15 protein-coding genes and 1 pseudogene are annotated in these 14,386 nt (G+C 37.9%); 9 read left to right on the top strand and 7 right to left on the bottom strand.

All coding sequences use genetic code 11. From position 1 onward, the window contains the following. Positions 1–179 precede the first annotated feature (179 nt). From cmk to yciH, 7 genes are all read left to right on the top strand, one after another. Positions 180–896, top strand: coding sequence for a (d)CMP kinase (gene cmk / locus BN3349_RS06395; protein ID WP_048736557.1), 717 nt, complete (start codon positions 180–182; stop codon positions 894–896). 68 nt (positions 897–964) lie between these two features. After that, on the top strand, positions 965–2,614 hold the full coding sequence (gene rpsA, locus BN3349_RS06390) for a 30S ribosomal protein S1 (RefSeq protein ID WP_040976525.1): 1,650 nt from the start codon (positions 965–967) through the stop codon (positions 2,612–2,614). 70 nt (positions 2,615–2,684) lie between these two features. After that, positions 2,685–2,969 carry an integration host factor subunit beta gene (locus BN3349_RS06385; protein ID WP_040976524.1) on the top strand — a complete coding sequence of 95 codons (285 nt, stop codon included), beginning with the start codon at positions 2,685–2,687 and terminating at the stop codon, positions 2,967–2,969. Positions 2,970–3,063: 94 nt separating this feature from the next. Next, on the top strand, positions 3,064–3,357 hold the full coding sequence (locus BN3349_RS06380; RefSeq protein WP_040976523.1) for a LapA family protein: 294 nt from the start codon (positions 3,064–3,066) through the stop codon (positions 3,355–3,357). A 2-nt stretch (positions 3,358–3,359) separates the two neighbouring features. Next, positions 3,360–4,550, top strand: coding sequence for a lipopolysaccharide assembly protein LapB (gene lapB / locus BN3349_RS06375; protein WP_040976522.1), 1,191 nt, complete (start codon positions 3,360–3,362; stop codon positions 4,548–4,550). A 17-nt stretch (positions 4,551–4,567) separates the two neighbouring features. Beyond that, positions 4,568–5,263, top strand: a complete 696-nt coding sequence (gene pyrF, locus BN3349_RS06370; RefSeq protein ID WP_040976521.1) for an orotidine-5'-phosphate decarboxylase — start codon at positions 4,568–4,570, stop codon at positions 5,261–5,263. A 1-nt stretch (position 5,264) separates the two neighbouring features. Continuing rightward, positions 5,265–5,585 (top strand): stress response translation initiation inhibitor YciH, encoded by a 321-nt coding sequence (gene yciH / locus BN3349_RS06365; protein ID WP_040976520.1) that lies wholly within the window; start codon positions 5,265–5,267, stop codon positions 5,583–5,585. 52 nt (positions 5,586–5,637) lie between these two features. Here yciH and BN3349_RS06360 read toward each other — a convergent pair whose 3' ends face one another. The 7 genes from BN3349_RS06360 to BN3349_RS06325 form a co-directional block, all read right to left on the bottom strand. Beyond that, positions 5,638–5,988, bottom strand: a complete 351-nt coding sequence (locus tag BN3349_RS06360) for a SirB2 family protein (RefSeq protein ID WP_040976519.1) — start codon at positions 5,986–5,988, stop codon at positions 5,638–5,640. A 639-nt stretch (positions 5,989–6,627) separates the two neighbouring features. After that, complete coding sequence (locus tag BN3349_RS06350; protein ID WP_011271867.1) at positions 6,628–7,470, bottom strand: tyrosine-type recombinase/integrase; 843 nt, start codon at positions 7,468–7,470, stop codon at positions 6,628–6,630. Positions 7,471–7,530: 60 nt separating this feature from the next. Further along, positions 7,531–9,432, bottom strand: a complete 1,902-nt coding sequence (mobH, locus tag BN3349_RS06345; protein WP_040976641.1) for a MobH family relaxase — start codon at positions 9,430–9,432, stop codon at positions 7,531–7,533. Between the two features lie 157 nt (positions 9,433–9,589). After that, positions 9,590–10,840, bottom strand: a complete 1,251-nt coding sequence (locus BN3349_RS06340) for a hypothetical protein (protein WP_040976517.1) — start codon at positions 10,838–10,840, stop codon at positions 9,590–9,592. Positions 10,841–11,113: 273 nt separating this feature from the next. Further along, on the bottom strand, positions 11,114–11,413 hold the full coding sequence (locus BN3349_RS06335; protein WP_040976640.1) for a hypothetical protein: 300 nt from the start codon (positions 11,411–11,413) through the stop codon (positions 11,114–11,116). Between the two features lie 581 nt (positions 11,414–11,994). Continuing rightward, entirely contained in the window at positions 11,995–12,261 is a 267-nt protein-coding gene (locus BN3349_RS06330) for a type II toxin-antitoxin system YafQ family toxin (RefSeq protein WP_014064966.1), read from the bottom strand. After that, complete coding sequence (locus tag BN3349_RS06325) at positions 12,245–12,589, bottom strand: type II toxin-antitoxin system RelB/DinJ family antitoxin (protein WP_014064967.1); 345 nt, start codon at positions 12,587–12,589, stop codon at positions 12,245–12,247. Before BN3349_RS06325 ends, BN3349_RS06330 begins: the two co-directional genes overlap by 17 nt. A 643-nt stretch (positions 12,590–13,232) precedes the next feature. On the opposite strand from BN3349_RS06325, the gene BN3349_RS06320 reads away from it, so the two are divergent. Then, on the top strand, positions 13,233–13,823 hold the full coding sequence (locus tag BN3349_RS06320) for a recombinase family protein (protein ID WP_014064968.1): 591 nt from the start codon (positions 13,233–13,235) through the stop codon (positions 13,821–13,823). Between the two features lie 261 nt (positions 13,824–14,084). After that, positions 14,085–14,386: pseudogene (locus BN3349_RS06310) on the top strand (IS4 family transposase); the annotation flags it as partial.

The raw sequence follows: 14,386 nt of genomic DNA, 5'->3' as shown, positions 1-14,386 counted from the left end.
GGCGAGTTATGCTGATTACGATTTATAACATAATGAAAGATAAACAGTTTTTTACTGTGAAATTATTCTTTATGGATTATCCCGATCTTCAGGTAAAATCAGGTGGGCAATGATCGTATTGAGATAGGTAAAAAGTGCGGTCGAATTTAAAGAATTTTTTTAGGTTAAAAGAGTAAATAATGACAAACAATATTGTAATTACCGTCGACGGTCCGAGCGGGGCGGGAAAAGGCACATTATGCTATGCCTTAGCGCAGCAGCTGGGTTTTGCGTTATTGGATAGCGGCGCAATTTATCGTGTGACCGCGTTGGCGGCGCTGCAACGGCAAGTGGCGTTGACAGATGAAGCTGCGCTCGCCGAGCTGGCGGACAAGCTGGCGATTCAATTTTTGCCGCAGGCGGGGGAAGTGAAGATTATCCTTGATGGGGATGATGTCAGTGCGCAGATTCGTACGCAAGAAGTGGCGGAGGCGGCTTCCAAAATTGCGGTATTTGCGCAGGTACGTGCGGCGTTGTTACAGCTACAGCGCGATTTCGCCACACCAAAAGGGCTGATTGCCGACGGGCGTGATATGGGCACGGTGGTTTTTCCCGAGGCGCAGGTTAAACTGTTTTTAGACGCCAGTGCGGAAGAAAGAGCGAAAAGACGCTATAATCAGTTGCAAAATAAAGGGATTAATGGTAACTTTGCACAGATTTTGGCCGAGATAAAGGCGCGTGACTGCCGTGACAGAAACCGTGCGGTGGCGCCGCTCAAACCGGCGCAGGACGCGCTGTTATTAGACAGTACCGAATTGGGTATTGATCAGGTTGTTGAGCGCGCGTTAGTCTATATTCGGCAACGGCTTGACTTGCGGTCGAAATCATCGCAATCCGTTTATTCAGGGAACGAATAAACATGTATGATCAGCCCCACTTTTATGGATAAGAAGTGGACGTTATTAACTAACTTAGAAGATTAATTATGTCAGAATCTTTTGCTCAACTATTTGAAGAATCATTAAAAGGCCTGGAAACCCGCTTGGGTTCTATCGTTAACGGTACCGTTGTCGCGATTGAAAAAGGCTTCGTATATGTCGATGCAGGTTTAAAATCCGAAGCGCGTATTCCGGCGGAGGAATTCCAGAATGCTCAAGGCGAACTGGATGTGAAAGTCGGCGATGTGATCAATGTTGCGTTGGACGCCGTTGAAGACGGTTACGGTGAAACTAAATTATCCCGTGAGAAAGCCGTTCGTCACGAATCTTGGATCGAACTGGAAAAAGCATACGAAGAACAAGCAACTGTTACCGGTTTAATCAACGGTAAAGTGAAAGGCGGCTTCACAGTTGAGCTGAACGGTGTACGTGCATTCTTACCTGGCTCATTAGTTGATACCCGCCCGGTACGTGACACTGCACATCTTGAAGGCAAAGAGCTGGAATTCAAAGTTATCAAACTGGATCAAAAACGTAATAACGTAGTTGTTTCCCGTCGTGCGGTAATCGAATCTGAAAACAGCCAAGATCGCGAAGAAATTTTAGCCAGCCTGTCTGAAGGCGCTGAAGTGAAAGGTACAGTGAAAAATCTTACCGACTACGGTGCGTTTGTTGATTTAGGCGGCGTTGACGGCTTGTTGCATATCACCGATATGGCTTGGAAACGCGTTAAACATCCGAGCGAAATCGTGAACGTTGGTGATGAAATCACAGTTAAAGTATTGAAATTTGATAAAGATCGCACTCGCGTATCCTTAGGCTTAAAACAATTAGGTCAGGATCCATGGGTTGCTATCGCTGAAAACCACCCGGTCGGCAGCAAATTAACCGGTAAAGTGACCAATTTAACTGATTACGGCTGCTTCGTGGAAATTTTAGAAGGTGTTGAAGGTTTAGTTCACGTTTCCGAAATGGATTGGACAAACAAAAACATTCATCCGTCTAAAGTGGTTAGTCTTGGTGATGTAGTTGAAGTCATGGTATTGGAAATCGATGAAGAACGTCGTCGTATTTCTTTAGGTTTAAAACAGTGCAAACCTAACCCATGGTTACAATTTGCCGAAACTCACAATAAAGGTGATAAAGTTTCCGGTAAAATCAAATCCATCACTGACTTCGGTATCTTCATCGGTCTGGAAGGCGGCATCGACGGTTTAGTGCATTTGTCTGATATTTCTTGGAATGTACCGGGCGAAGAAGCGGTTCGCAGCTATAAGAAAGGCGATGAAGTATCTGCTATCGTATTGCAAGTGGACTCTGCCAAAGAACGTATCTCTTTAGGGATCAAACAACTGGAAGAAGATCCGTTCAATAACTTCGTCGCATTAAACAAAAAAGGTGCTATCGTTACGGCTAAAGTCGTTGAAGCAGATGCAAAAGGCGCTAAAGTCGAATTGGACGGCGGTGTTGAAGGCTATATCCGTGCAGGCGATTTAACCAGCGAAGTTGCTGCCGGTGATACAGTTGAAGCAAAATATACCGGTGTGGATCGTAAAGCCCGTATCGTTCACTTATCAGTGAAAGCAAAAGATCAGGCTGAAGAAGCAGCAGCGGTTGCAAGCGTCAACAACAAGCAAGAAGATATTGCTATGCCGAATGCGTTTGCTGAAGCGTTCAAAGCGGCAAAAGGCGAATAATTAAGCATTCCCTTAAAATGGTCGGCGCGGTATTTTATCGTGCCGATCGGTAAGAGATGAGGAGAATATTATGACCAAGTCAGAACTTATTGAAAATTTAGTTCAAAAAAATCCTTCTATCGCGGTGAAAGATGTTGAAAACGCGGTAAAGGATATTTTAGAACAGATGTCGCAGACGTTAGAGAAGGGTGATCGTATTGAAGTGCGCGGTTTCGGCAGTTTTTCATTGCATTTTCGCCAACCGCGTATCGGGCGTAATCCGAAGACTGGCGATCAGGTAAAACTGGAAGCCAAATCGGTACCTCACTTTAAAGCGGGTAAAGAGCTGAGAGAACGCGTGGACGTTCGGGCATAATATATCAACTAATTGAAATAACGACACTTTAAGTGTCGTTTTTTGTGTTTATTTTTGGCATAATGATACGCACGTATTTCCCGGGAGAACAGTTATGATTAAATATATTTTCGGATTTATTATTTTGCTCGCCGTTGTGTTGGTTGCAATTACTGTTGGCGCCAATAATGATCAAATCATTTCATTTAATTATATCGTTGCGCAAAGCGAAGTGCAGCTTTCCACGCTGGTTGCTATTTTATTCGGGTTGGGATTATTTTTGGGCTGGTTGATTTGCGCGTTTTTTTATTTGAAATTAAAGCTAAAAAATATGTCTCTTGCTCGTCAGATTAAACGTCAGACATTACAAATTAACGAATTAGCTACTAGCCGCGATAAGGCCGCCTAATAATGCTTGAACTGCTCTTTCTGTTGTTACCGATTGCCGCCGCTTATGGTTGGTATATGGGGCATCGCAGCGCGAAAAAAGATCAGGAAGATATCAGTAATAAACTTTCCCGCGATTATGTTACCGGCGTAAACTTTTTGTTATCTAATCAGCCGGATAAAGCGGTGGATTTGTTTTTAGATATGCTGCAAAAGCAGGAAGCTGAAAACGAAATAGAAAGTGCCTCTCAGTTTGAAGCGGAACTGACTTTAGGCAACTTGTTCCGTTCGCGCGGTGAGGTGGATCGCGCATTGCGCATTCATCAGGCGTTAGATCGCAGTCCGAATTATAGCTTTGAACAAAAATTACTGGCAAAACAGCAGCTTGCCAGAGATTTTATGACCGTCGGTTTTTTTGATCGTGCAGAGAATCTGTATATTACATTAGTGGATGAACCGGAGTTTGCTGAAGGCGCCCTACAGCAGCTGGCGATTATTTATCAAAAAACGAAGGAATGGAAAAAAGCCGTTAATGTTGCCGAGAAACTGGCAAAAATCGCTCCCAAAGAAGATAACATTGAACTGGCTCATTATTATTGTGAATATGCATTGGGGCTGAATGCGGAAAGCAAAGATAAACCGATTGATATTTTACAGCAGGCGTTGAAAGTTGCACCGAATTGCGTGCGCGCCTCAATGCTGCTGGCGGAAGCCTACATGGTGCGATTGGATTACCAAAGTGCGGTCAAAAATTTTGAAAATATTTTGCAGCAAAATGCCGCTTATATCGGCGAAGTGTTGCCAGCGCTGAAATACTGTTATCAGGAATTAAATCAGCTGGATAATTTCGAGCTGTTTTTGATTAAAGCTAGCCAGATTTGTCGTAACAGCGCAGTGGATTTGGCGCTTGCAGATCTGATTGCGGAAAAAGACGGCTCGTTTGCCGCCCAGACTAAATTGTATCAGCAGCTGAATCAGAACCCAAGCACGTTTATTTTCCATCGTTTTATTCAATACCAGATTGATAATGCGGAGCCGGGAAGAGCCAAAGACAGCCTGATTCTGTTGCATAAAATGGTCGGAGAACGGATAAAACAAGGATTTGATTATCGTTGTATAAACTGCGGTTATCAGACTCACAAACTGACATGGTGTTGTCCGTCCTGCCGTCAGTGGGAAAGTATCAAACCGATTCGTGGAATTGAACACAATTGATTTAATAAGGAAAAGTTATGAGCAGTAAAGTCATCGTTGCATTGGATTATGAAAAAGAAGCACAGGCGCTGGCACTGGTCGATCAAATCGATCCGAGTTTATGTCGTTTGAAAGTGGGAAAAGAAATGTTTACCACGCTGGGCACGCATTTTATCAAGCAGTTGCAGCAGCGTCATTTTGATGTGTTTTTGGATTTAAAATTTCATGATATTCCCAATACGGTTGCCAGAGCGGTGCGCTCGGCAGCGGATTTAGGTGTCTGGATGGTGGATTTACACGCCAGCGGCGGTTTGCGCATGATGGAAGAAGCGAAAAAAATTCTCGAACCGTACGGCAAAGATGCACCGATTTTGATTGGTGTAACGGTGTTGACCAGTATGGAGGATCTGGATTTATTGCAGATTGGAATTAACGCCTCGCCGATGGAACAGGTGATTCGCTTGGCTAATTTAACTCAGCGTGCCGGCTTGGACGGTGTAGTGTGTTCGCCTCAGGAAGTGGAAATTTTGCGAGCTCACTGCGGTAAAGATTTTACGCTGGTCACGCCGGGAATTCGTCCTATCGGGTCGGATTTCGGCGATCAGCGCCGAGTGATGACGCCGCCAGCCGCGATTCAGGCCGGTTCCGATTATCTGGTAATCGGACGCCCAATCACCCAAGCGGAAAATCCGGCGGAAGTATTACGGGCGATTAACGCGTCAATCGAAGGTTGATATGTCAGACAGCGTGTTGGTTTATTCGACGGCAAGCGGACGAATAAAAGAGCAGAAAAAACAGCCAGACAGACCAAAGGGTGATGGTATCGTGCGTATTCATCGTCAAGTGAGCGGACGAAAAGGCAATGGTGTCAGCCTGATTAGTGGCTTGGATTTAAATGATGATGAACTGAAAGCACTAGCCACCGAATTAAAAAAACGTTGCGGTTGCGGTGGCGCGGTGAAAAACGGCTGCATTGAAATTCAGGGAGAAAAACGTGAATTACTGAAGCAGCTCTTAGTGCAGAAAGGCTTTAGCGTGAAATTAGCGGGTGGTTAGCGCTCGATAAATAAATTGCGGATGCCGAACGGTAAATATCGTTCGGCATTTTTTAATGAAAGTAACCTAACAGCATTGCGCCGACAAATGCCGCACAAGCCAGCAATAATTTACTGACGTTGGGGGGCGTTGCCGTTTTATGGAAGTAGCTCGTTGCCCAGATCACATAGCAAATGAGCAGCACCAGTTTGCCGATAATCCACCATGGGAAGCCGAATGACATCGTAAATAAAATAATCGCCCCGCTGATAATCAATAGTGTGTCGGATAAGTGCGGTAGAATTTTTAACAGTTTTATCGCCCGCCAGTTCTTACCGAAAAGCTGCATCAATCCACGTACAATTAATAATGCCAAGCTGGTGAAAGCGCAGATAATATGAAGATAAATTAATGAAAATGTCATTTGTCATCGTGTAATGTTCGTTGAGTTGCAGGGATTCTAACATTCAGCCGGTTGAAAAGAAATCAGCCGCGGTGGGAAAGAATGGATTTTCTGATTTGGATCATAAAAATTAAACAGGCGCTATATTTGTTAGCGGCATTAGTGCTTTTCGCGCCACCTTTAATTGATAACACGGTGACTGCGAACCGGGTTTTAAAAGCATTTAGCACTGAACTTGTCATGACGAACTCACTTTTTATCAAAATTAAACTAAATCTTTTAATTCTGTCTAAAAAGTAAGCTCTTAGATGAGCTTTTGGCTAAAATTTAGCCGTTTTAGATGGTGCCCGAGGGCGGACTTGAACCGCCACGCCTCGAAAGGCGAGGGATTTTAAATCCCTTGTGTACATCATTTAAGTTTGAAAACTATTTGTTAAGTTTGAAAACTATTTGTTTAGACCAATTCCGTGTACCTAGCCAATACACCATGATCTACCCACTAACGCTCTGTGGATAGGTTAGATCTTACACAAAAATACTAGTTTGTAAAGCCTGAATGTATTAATTTTAAAAATATTTTTATAAGGATGAATAAGCTGAGAATGAGCGGTTTAAATTTATTTCGCAAGGAACACCCTTGGATGCTCCTTGCATGACTATCTAAAGTAATTCTGTATATTCTCTTATTGAATCAATATTATCTTCAATATAACTCAATGTAACTTTGACATCTTTATGTCCTAGTAATTGTTTGGCTATATACAGGTTTTCAGGTTTTTTCATTAGATTTGTTGCTGCTGTATGCCTAAATCTGTGAGGGGAGCTAATAATTCCCGTATATTTTGAAATAACTTTGAAGATATAGCTCACCTGGTCATTGGTCATTTTTTCTCCCTTTCGTTTAACAGCATTTGAAAATAAATTAATGTTAAATAGTTGAGATTCTACAGGCTGATTCAATTTACTTAGTTCAGTTAATAATTTCTTTAGATAAGGATAAAGCGTAGTTGATATAGGAAGTATATGATACTCGTGATTTTTATTTATCTCAGATGGAATATGAATAACTTGATTCAGCAAATCTACATCTTTAATCCTTAATTTATTTAACTGAGAGCGTCGAATTGCCGTATAGCGGAAAGTCATAATTATGGTTTTAGTAAACCATAATGGGCGAAGAATAGAAGGAAGATGCTTTGATTCAGTGATTCCAAAGCTAAGTTTTTTTAAATCTGAAGAAGTATATACTTTCCTTTTCTTCTTTCCTTCTCTAATGAACAAACCATCGAAAGGGTTCTTTGTAAATGGGAGAAGTTGTTTTTCAATTCCAAATTTGAAAATAGTCTTTAGCTGACGAATATAGCTGTTCCAAGTCACTTCAATGATAGATTGTCCAACAACTCTCTTTCTCCATTGGAGTATTAATGAGTCTGATATTTCATCAGGATATTGAATACTACAATTTTTCTGTAATTGTCTAATTGCTTTTTCATAGCTTTTAATAGTATCTATACGTAAATGACGGTATAAAAAAAATTACTAAGTAACATATCAAATGTGGTTCTATTCACTTTCATTTTCCTCAATAAGTGATAAATGCAAATTATCAATTGGAATTCTATTACCGAAAAAATAGTCGGTTTTATCAATCAAATACCCAATCAATTGAGAGGTTCTTCTTGGGCCAATAACCTTACAGCGCCAAAAATTAATACTATCATTGTTTGATTGACGGTATTTCTTGTGTAATTTAAGGTCTTGGAAACTATATTGCAAATTTTCGATATCTTTTTTAGTAAAGTTAGTAATGCCCTTACTATTGAAAAATAGCTGAAAGATTCCAGGTGTTACAAGGAAAAGTTTGCCTTTGACTATATGTAATTTAGCATTTGAATTATTAATAGTTAGGGTATTCCCGATAATTCCGGATTTTAGCCATTCAACAAAAATCTCTCCTGAGACAGCCTCAGTTTCCTTTGTATCATCATCCGTTGCTATAGATGGGGTAGAGGCGATTTTATTTATTTCACTTTCTTGAGATGGTTTTTTATCAGTAGAGTCTTGAGATTCTTCTACAGGTGAAAATAAATTCATTACCAAATCAGTCATATCCGTCTCGGTTTCTGAGTTTTGGGTATTGATTTGAGTGTTTTGAGAGGATGTATTTTCAGACAAATCCGGTTTATTCAGTGTACCTGTTATTGCAGGAAGTGGCATTTCAGATTCCATAATCACTGAATTTTCTTCTTTAGTATCTTCACCTGAATTTAATTGTTCTTCATTTTCAATATCGACTCGACCTAAAAATATACCAGGTCTGTCATTAAGATTTTCCCAAGCTACTTCCGGTTTAATTCTGAGTAAAGAAAATGCTTTAGGTGGGCACCAGCCTGAATCAGCTTTAATTCGACAATGCCAAATTGCTGTACCATCATTTGTACTTTCAATAATCCCCAGCGATTGCATTTCACTAAATAATTTAGGATTGTCTGCTGGAGCTGATATCCCTTGCTCCAATAAATAAGCTCGAATTTGGTCTGCAGTGGGTTTGCTCATTAACCATAGTGCATCCTCTGTAAGCCAACCATCAGATGGGCCTTTAGGTGTATTAATTTTAAATTTATGTTGCAGTAAATGACGTAAAGCCATGACTAGCTGTTTTGCAAATGATGTTATAGGTTTCTGAGTCAGTTTTGATACGTCTCCACCTAGTGCAAGAGTTACACTGTTTTGGTCTGCTTTTTGTACTATTTCAGATAATAAACCAGCTTTATCTTTATGATCAGCCATGGCATACATTAAAGCTGAAAAAGCTTCCGGGTATTCTGCTAACCATGCAAATGCTTCTTTAGGAATTAAATAGTTTGCAAGAAAACTACCCATAACCGGGTGAAGATCATAATCTCGCCCTTTAATATATTTGAATTTATAAGGTTGAGTTGGCACTCCTAACCAAGGAAACCAACGAGAACCATCTTTTAATTGTATATCTATATCAACAATAACTTTACCAATGTCATGAACCAATGCAGCATAAATAACAGCAGCAGTCCAAGCATCACGTTGCTTAGATTGTTCTTCCGGAGCAGCATTTTGTGGCAATACATAACTTTGTCGTAATTTAGCTGCAAATGAAAGAACTTCTAGGCCATGATCAAGCATACCACCTAAATGTGAGTGATGATGTGATTCTGAGGCAGGTAATAATTGAACCATTTCAGCGTAGCGCTCGATAGGTTTTTTATAGAGCTCATTAAACATATCTTGCGTCATTGATACTTGTTGCCAAAGTAAATTTAAGTATTTTTGGCGTAATTCAGAATTGAGTAATTCTGACGCAGAGAACGGAGTTATCCATCCCTCACTATCAATCTTTGACATTGAATGGTTATGGGAATCTAGAACTGGAATAGTAAAGGAATCTTGTTTTTTCCCTTTTAATCGATAAAAAATTGATGAAAACATAAAAAAATAACCCATAAATTTTTGCAAAATGCTACCGATTTATGAGTTAATCTCAATAAATAAATGACTTTGATTCAAGAATAAATATTAATACAAGCTTAATATCGCTAGAAAGAGTAGCTACCAAGCATGGATAGATTGATACTCTTACTTATTCTTAATTTACTACAAAACTTTTTGAATCATTAACGTATTCACTAAGGTAGCATTCTATTATAAATAAAGCGGCTAATTTAATGGTCAACCTGTTACAATAATCCAGATATCGAGTGTATGGAATGCAATGTTCAGCTCCAGTCCCTCCACTTTTATACATTATTTTTTCACCATCACGCCATATTGACGCATGATGAGAACCATTTCGAATAGAAGATTCAATATCATTTTCTGCAAAGACCGAAAATATAGGAGTTAATTTAAATGGATTTGATTTATTTGCTTTATTTATTTCTAGGTATTTTGATAGCTTCATTGACTTAAATTCATCAAACTCTCTACCGTCCATGATATTATTCAAACAAGCAATAATAGTCATATTTGAAGTTAGCGCTTCATAGGCATCTCCATAATATAGCTTTATCTGCTCAAACCCATTAGATGACACTATTAAATCATCAACATTATGTCCGATTCTAGAATACATTACTATTTGACCGAAGTGATCTCTATGGCGAAAATATTCAGAGAATGTATTTAAATAGCGATATTGATTTTCTTGTTTTAACTCACTCTGCCAATACCTAATAAAACTAGAAAGCTTGCTTTCAGGAATATTTTTAATCGTATTAATTATCGGTTCTACAATGTTTTCTAACATAGGGTAAAAAAGGGAATCAAAAAATTCATGAATGATATCAAATTCACTATAAACACTACCTGATTTATAAACTATAATTTCTTCATCGCGCACAAAATTAGATGATGGGTTCATATCCTTGTTTCTATGTTTAGTGTATTGCAAAACAAAATTTGAAGCTTTTTTGTTATCTTGGATATTAGTTATCATTCCTTTAATCAAAGACCATTTGTGTGGTGCATTTGGTATATCAAATTGATTATCAAAACTTTGCATTCTACCTGGTTTAAACCTTATATGTGGAATTATTAGAGGCCACGAAATTAATGTAGGAAAACAAAGAGGATCATGTAAATCATCTTTATTAAATGCACAATTTGGGTGAAAATTTAAGACTTCGAGTTCAATGTTTGGCTCTCCCGAAAAAAGAGAACAATTTTCTACGGCTTCTACATCAGCTCTTGGAGGCTTAGTCCTTATAGCAAAGACTATATTAATATTGCAATTAGAACAATCAAAATAGTGTTTCTGATAAGAATCAAACCCAATTCCAACCCTTATTCTGTAGCGATGTCCGCATAACTCACATTTTAATCCTTTACTTATAATCATTAGTTCTCCTTATTTTCTATCACATTGCTAATTTCTATAACCATTCATAATTTACGTTTATTCACATAAACGTTATCTTTCAAGTTGTAAAATTTTATCTTAACCTTATTCGTTTTAGAACTCCGTTAATAATGTTTAATCAATGATATTGATGCCATTTTTAGCCTTTTGAAAAAAAGCCTTTTGGCCTTTTTAGGTAAGACCTTTCCTTTGGAAAGGTTACCTTTATTACATTACCCTTAATCCTTTTGAGACTCCTTTAACCTTTTTGATTTAGTTACTATACATTTCATCCTGGCTATCATAATCGCTGTATTCATCACCATATTCATTCTCTGATTCAGTTTCTCCCTCATTTAATTCTGATTCGAGTATTCTTCGTTCTTCATCACCTAAAAATTTCCAGTAGTTACAAATCAACTCCTTTTCGCCATATTTTTCCCATACTCCTGGATAAAAATATTCTGCTTCAACGTGACAAATTCCCCCTTCGTGAGGGTCTCTTATATTAGCTATAGATTCAGTACTTTGAATTGTAATAATGCATGTTATATAGAGTAGGTAGCGTTTCATATTTGGGGCAGTATTTGAAAATTTAACCAATTCTAAACATCCGATTTTCTAGTAAGTAGTTTTATTTAGAAAGTCTTTTAAAAATAAAAACAGATTGTCAGTGAATACGAGAGGTAAAATACTATGATTTAGTGCAGAAACTTTTATTCATGTTTTTGGACTGTCTAAAAACTTGCTTTGTTAAAGTTTTGGGACTATACTGCATGGGTAGTCTAAAAAGTTTTAAGTTTTGAATGTATAAGGAGATGAAAGTGTAAACTAGAATTTTTATCAATAGAAAATTTGCTGAATGTGATATAAGCAACTTAGAAATTTTAGTTAAAGGTAACATCCAAAACTTGAACGTAGGAATAAATGGCAGTCAAACTATAAAAATACTCCATACCTCTATGAGTAAAGGTTCCGTAGGTCAACAAGAAATGTAAGTGGCAATGTATTTGGTTCAGTCAAAAGTATGTCTTGAAATATCCAAGTATTAGGTAATATCCAAGGTAATGCTAGTTCAATGTCGGGTTCTATTTTTATAAACTAAAACGCCCAGCAAGGAATTTTGCTAGGCGTTTTAGTCTATTTGTATGAATTTATTTGAATAAGGCTGCGTGCGTTCCTATTCTGATTAATCTAAGTTCTTTTTTGTTTTCTTTCTCCAAAATTTGATAGATAAGTACAAGATCGTTAAGTATATGACAATCTCGGTAACCGTTCATCTCACCCCTTAAGGGATGATCTAAGTAATTTTCCGGTAGAGTGAGATCTCGTTGCAGTAAATACATGACCTCAGAAAATTGTGGTGAACAAAGTTGATTTGGTGCTAATTTTTTGATGTCTTTCCTAAACTCTTTTGTCATAGCGACTTGAAGTGTCGGACGCTGATGATTGTCCAAATTGGTCTCCTTTTACTTTTTGTAAAACCTCAACAATATTCTCATTTGAGTTAGCTGAGGTGATAATTTCTAATTCTCCGCTTTCAGCTTCTTGCATCGCATTAAGTGTTGTAGCATTTGGCTGTAAGTAAGAGAGGTTTAATGGAACTGTTTTTGTATTAACAATTTCAGTTAAAAATAAATTTAATGCTTGAGATGGGGTGAAACCATAATTTTCCAGAATATTGAACGCCTCCTGTTTTAAATCCCCAGCTAATCTAAAGCTGAAAGATGATGTGTTTGTGATAGCCATGATAATCTCCTTTAAGTTACTTACAGTTGGATAACCAACTAGATATGTCTTACATTGAAAGACAGCACCTATTATATGGAAGAATGTATTTCAATGCAAGACATTTGATTGAGGGTAAAAAGATTTTTAGATGTTTATATTGTTAAGCTTAAAATACATATAAGGATAAAAAATGATTAATAACGATAATAATGATAAAAAACTAAATGTAGAATTAATGCCAGTAGTTAAAAATAATGGAGCTAAAGGTGGAGATGATTAAGCTAAAGCTGGCGGGAATTATGGTAGCGTACAGATAAAATGCAAATATACTTTCAGGCTACGAAAGGTGAAGTAAATATTGCTCCATTACCACTAGTAAGTAGCTCCTAATCTGATTTAGAAACCTTTCAGCAAGAGTTTGGGTTAATAGAATGAAACAATTTAGAGGAGAAATTTCAGGAGTCTAGGTCAGAAATAGAAAAGGGCTCGAAGTTACGAAGATAATTCTTTACTTTAGATAAAAGCGAAAATGATTGTGAAGTAAATATAGATGAAATGGATATGTTTACAGATATCCATTTAAATGATTATTTTATTTTCACGAGTCAGAAGGGTTATATAAGAATGAATGATTTCCATTTTTCTAATTAAGGTGAGTGATATGGCATTAATAGGTTTCGCCAGGGTATCAACCCAGCAGCAGGATTTAAGTGAACAGATTCAAGCATTAAAAGAATATGGCTGCAAAAAAATTTTTTCAGGGAAGCATTCCGGTAAAGCTGAGAAAAATAAAGCGCAATTAAATGAATTACTAGATTACATTCGAGAGGGGGATGTTGTTGCAGTAACTAAGCTTGATCGCTTAGGAAGGAGTCTTACTCAGTGTTTGAATACACTTGAACTATTTAAGAATAAAAATATTGGTTTTGTTGCAATACAACAAGGAATAGATACCCGAACCCAAAACAATCCTATGGGGATGGCCTTAATTCAATTGTTAGGTATTTTTGCTGAATTGGAAAGAAGTTTTATTGTCGAGCGTACTCAGGAAGGGAAGCGAACAAAACTTGCTTCAGGTCATAAAAATGCATTAGGCGGCCGTCCACCTAAAGTGACAGATAAAATACGTAAAAAGATTTATGCGGATTTTAAAGCTGGTGATTCTATTTCAACAGTAATGAAACGATATGATTTATCTAAATCAACAGTGGCGAGACTAAAAGGTATTTATAACAGAGAGAATAAGAATTAACTAATAAATTCTTTTTTATGAAGAATTTAATGTAAAATATATTGTCTAAGCAGTTAGGATTTAAATAACTAGGAGTCAATTTATGACAAATTTCATTAAACTAAAAATTGAAAAAAAAATTAAAAATGATGCAGGTGAACTTAAAGGCCTTAAGCTGATGAATCCCCTAATGATTTTGGTAAAAATCATTAAGTTAAGGTGGATACACATCTTGTCATATGATCAAATGGTTTCGCGAAAAATCAATAATCAGACAACAAGATGTGCGAACTCGATATTTTACACGACTCTCTTTACCAATTCTGCCCCGAATTACACTTAAAACGACTCAACAGCTTAACGTTGGCTTGCCACGCATTACTTGACTGTAAAACTCTCACTCTTACCGAACTTGGCCGTAACCTGCCAACCAAAGCGAGAACAAAACATAACATCAAACGAATCGACCGATTGTTAGGTAATCGTCACCTCCACAAAGAGCGACTCGCTGTATACCGTTGGCATGCTAGCTTTATCTGTTCGGGCAATACGATGCCCATTGTACTTGTTGACTGGTCTGATAT

Origin of the sequence: Necropsobacter massiliensis (genome assembly GCF_000827595.2) — a bacterium.
GTDB classification, from domain to species: Bacteria; Pseudomonadota; Gammaproteobacteria; order Enterobacterales; family Pasteurellaceae; genus Necropsobacter; species Necropsobacter massiliensis.
This window is presented reverse-complemented; position numbering and strand designations above follow the sequence as displayed.

What these genes read in the sequence shown, in the direction of transcription:
- BN3349_RS06330 (WP_014064966.1), bottom strand. Translation starts at nt 12,261, where the DNA reads ATGACAAAAGAGTTTAGGAAAGACATCAAAAAATTAGCACCAAATCAA.
- BN3349_RS06385 (WP_040976524.1), top strand. Translation starts at nt 2,685, where the DNA reads ATGACCAAGTCAGAACTTATTGAAAATTTAGTTCAAAAAAATCCTTCT.
- BN3349_RS06325 (WP_014064967.1), bottom strand. Translation starts at nt 12,589, where the DNA reads ATGGCTATCACAAACACATCATCTTTCAGCTTTAGATTAGCTGGGGAT.
- BN3349_RS06340 (WP_040976517.1), bottom strand. Translation starts at nt 10,840, where the DNA reads ATGATTATAAGTAAAGGATTAAAATGTGAGTTATGCGGACATCGCTAC.
- BN3349_RS06335 (WP_040976640.1), bottom strand. Translation starts at nt 11,413, where the DNA reads ATGAAACGCTACCTACTCTATATAACATGCATTATTACAATTCAAAGT.
- lapB (WP_040976522.1), top strand. Translation starts at nt 3,360, where the DNA reads ATGCTTGAACTGCTCTTTCTGTTGTTACCGATTGCCGCCGCTTATGGT.
- cmk (WP_048736557.1), top strand. Translation starts at nt 180, where the DNA reads ATGACAAACAATATTGTAATTACCGTCGACGGTCCGAGCGGGGCGGGA.
- BN3349_RS06320 (WP_014064968.1), top strand. Translation starts at nt 13,233, where the DNA reads ATGGCATTAATAGGTTTCGCCAGGGTATCAACCCAGCAGCAGGATTTA.
- BN3349_RS06360 (WP_040976519.1), bottom strand. Translation starts at nt 5,988, where the DNA reads ATGACATTTTCATTAATTTATCTTCATATTATCTGCGCTTTCACCAGC.
- yciH (WP_040976520.1), top strand. Translation starts at nt 5,265, where the DNA reads ATGTCAGACAGCGTGTTGGTTTATTCGACGGCAAGCGGACGAATAAAA.
- pyrF (WP_040976521.1), top strand. Translation starts at nt 4,568, where the DNA reads ATGAGCAGTAAAGTCATCGTTGCATTGGATTATGAAAAAGAAGCACAG.
- BN3349_RS06380 (WP_040976523.1), top strand. Translation starts at nt 3,064, where the DNA reads ATGATTAAATATATTTTCGGATTTATTATTTTGCTCGCCGTTGTGTTG.
- rpsA (WP_040976525.1), top strand. Translation starts at nt 965, where the DNA reads ATGTCAGAATCTTTTGCTCAACTATTTGAAGAATCATTAAAAGGCCTG.
- mobH (WP_040976641.1), bottom strand. Translation starts at nt 9,432, where the DNA reads ATGTTTTCATCAATTTTTTATCGATTAAAAGGGAAAAAACAAGATTCC.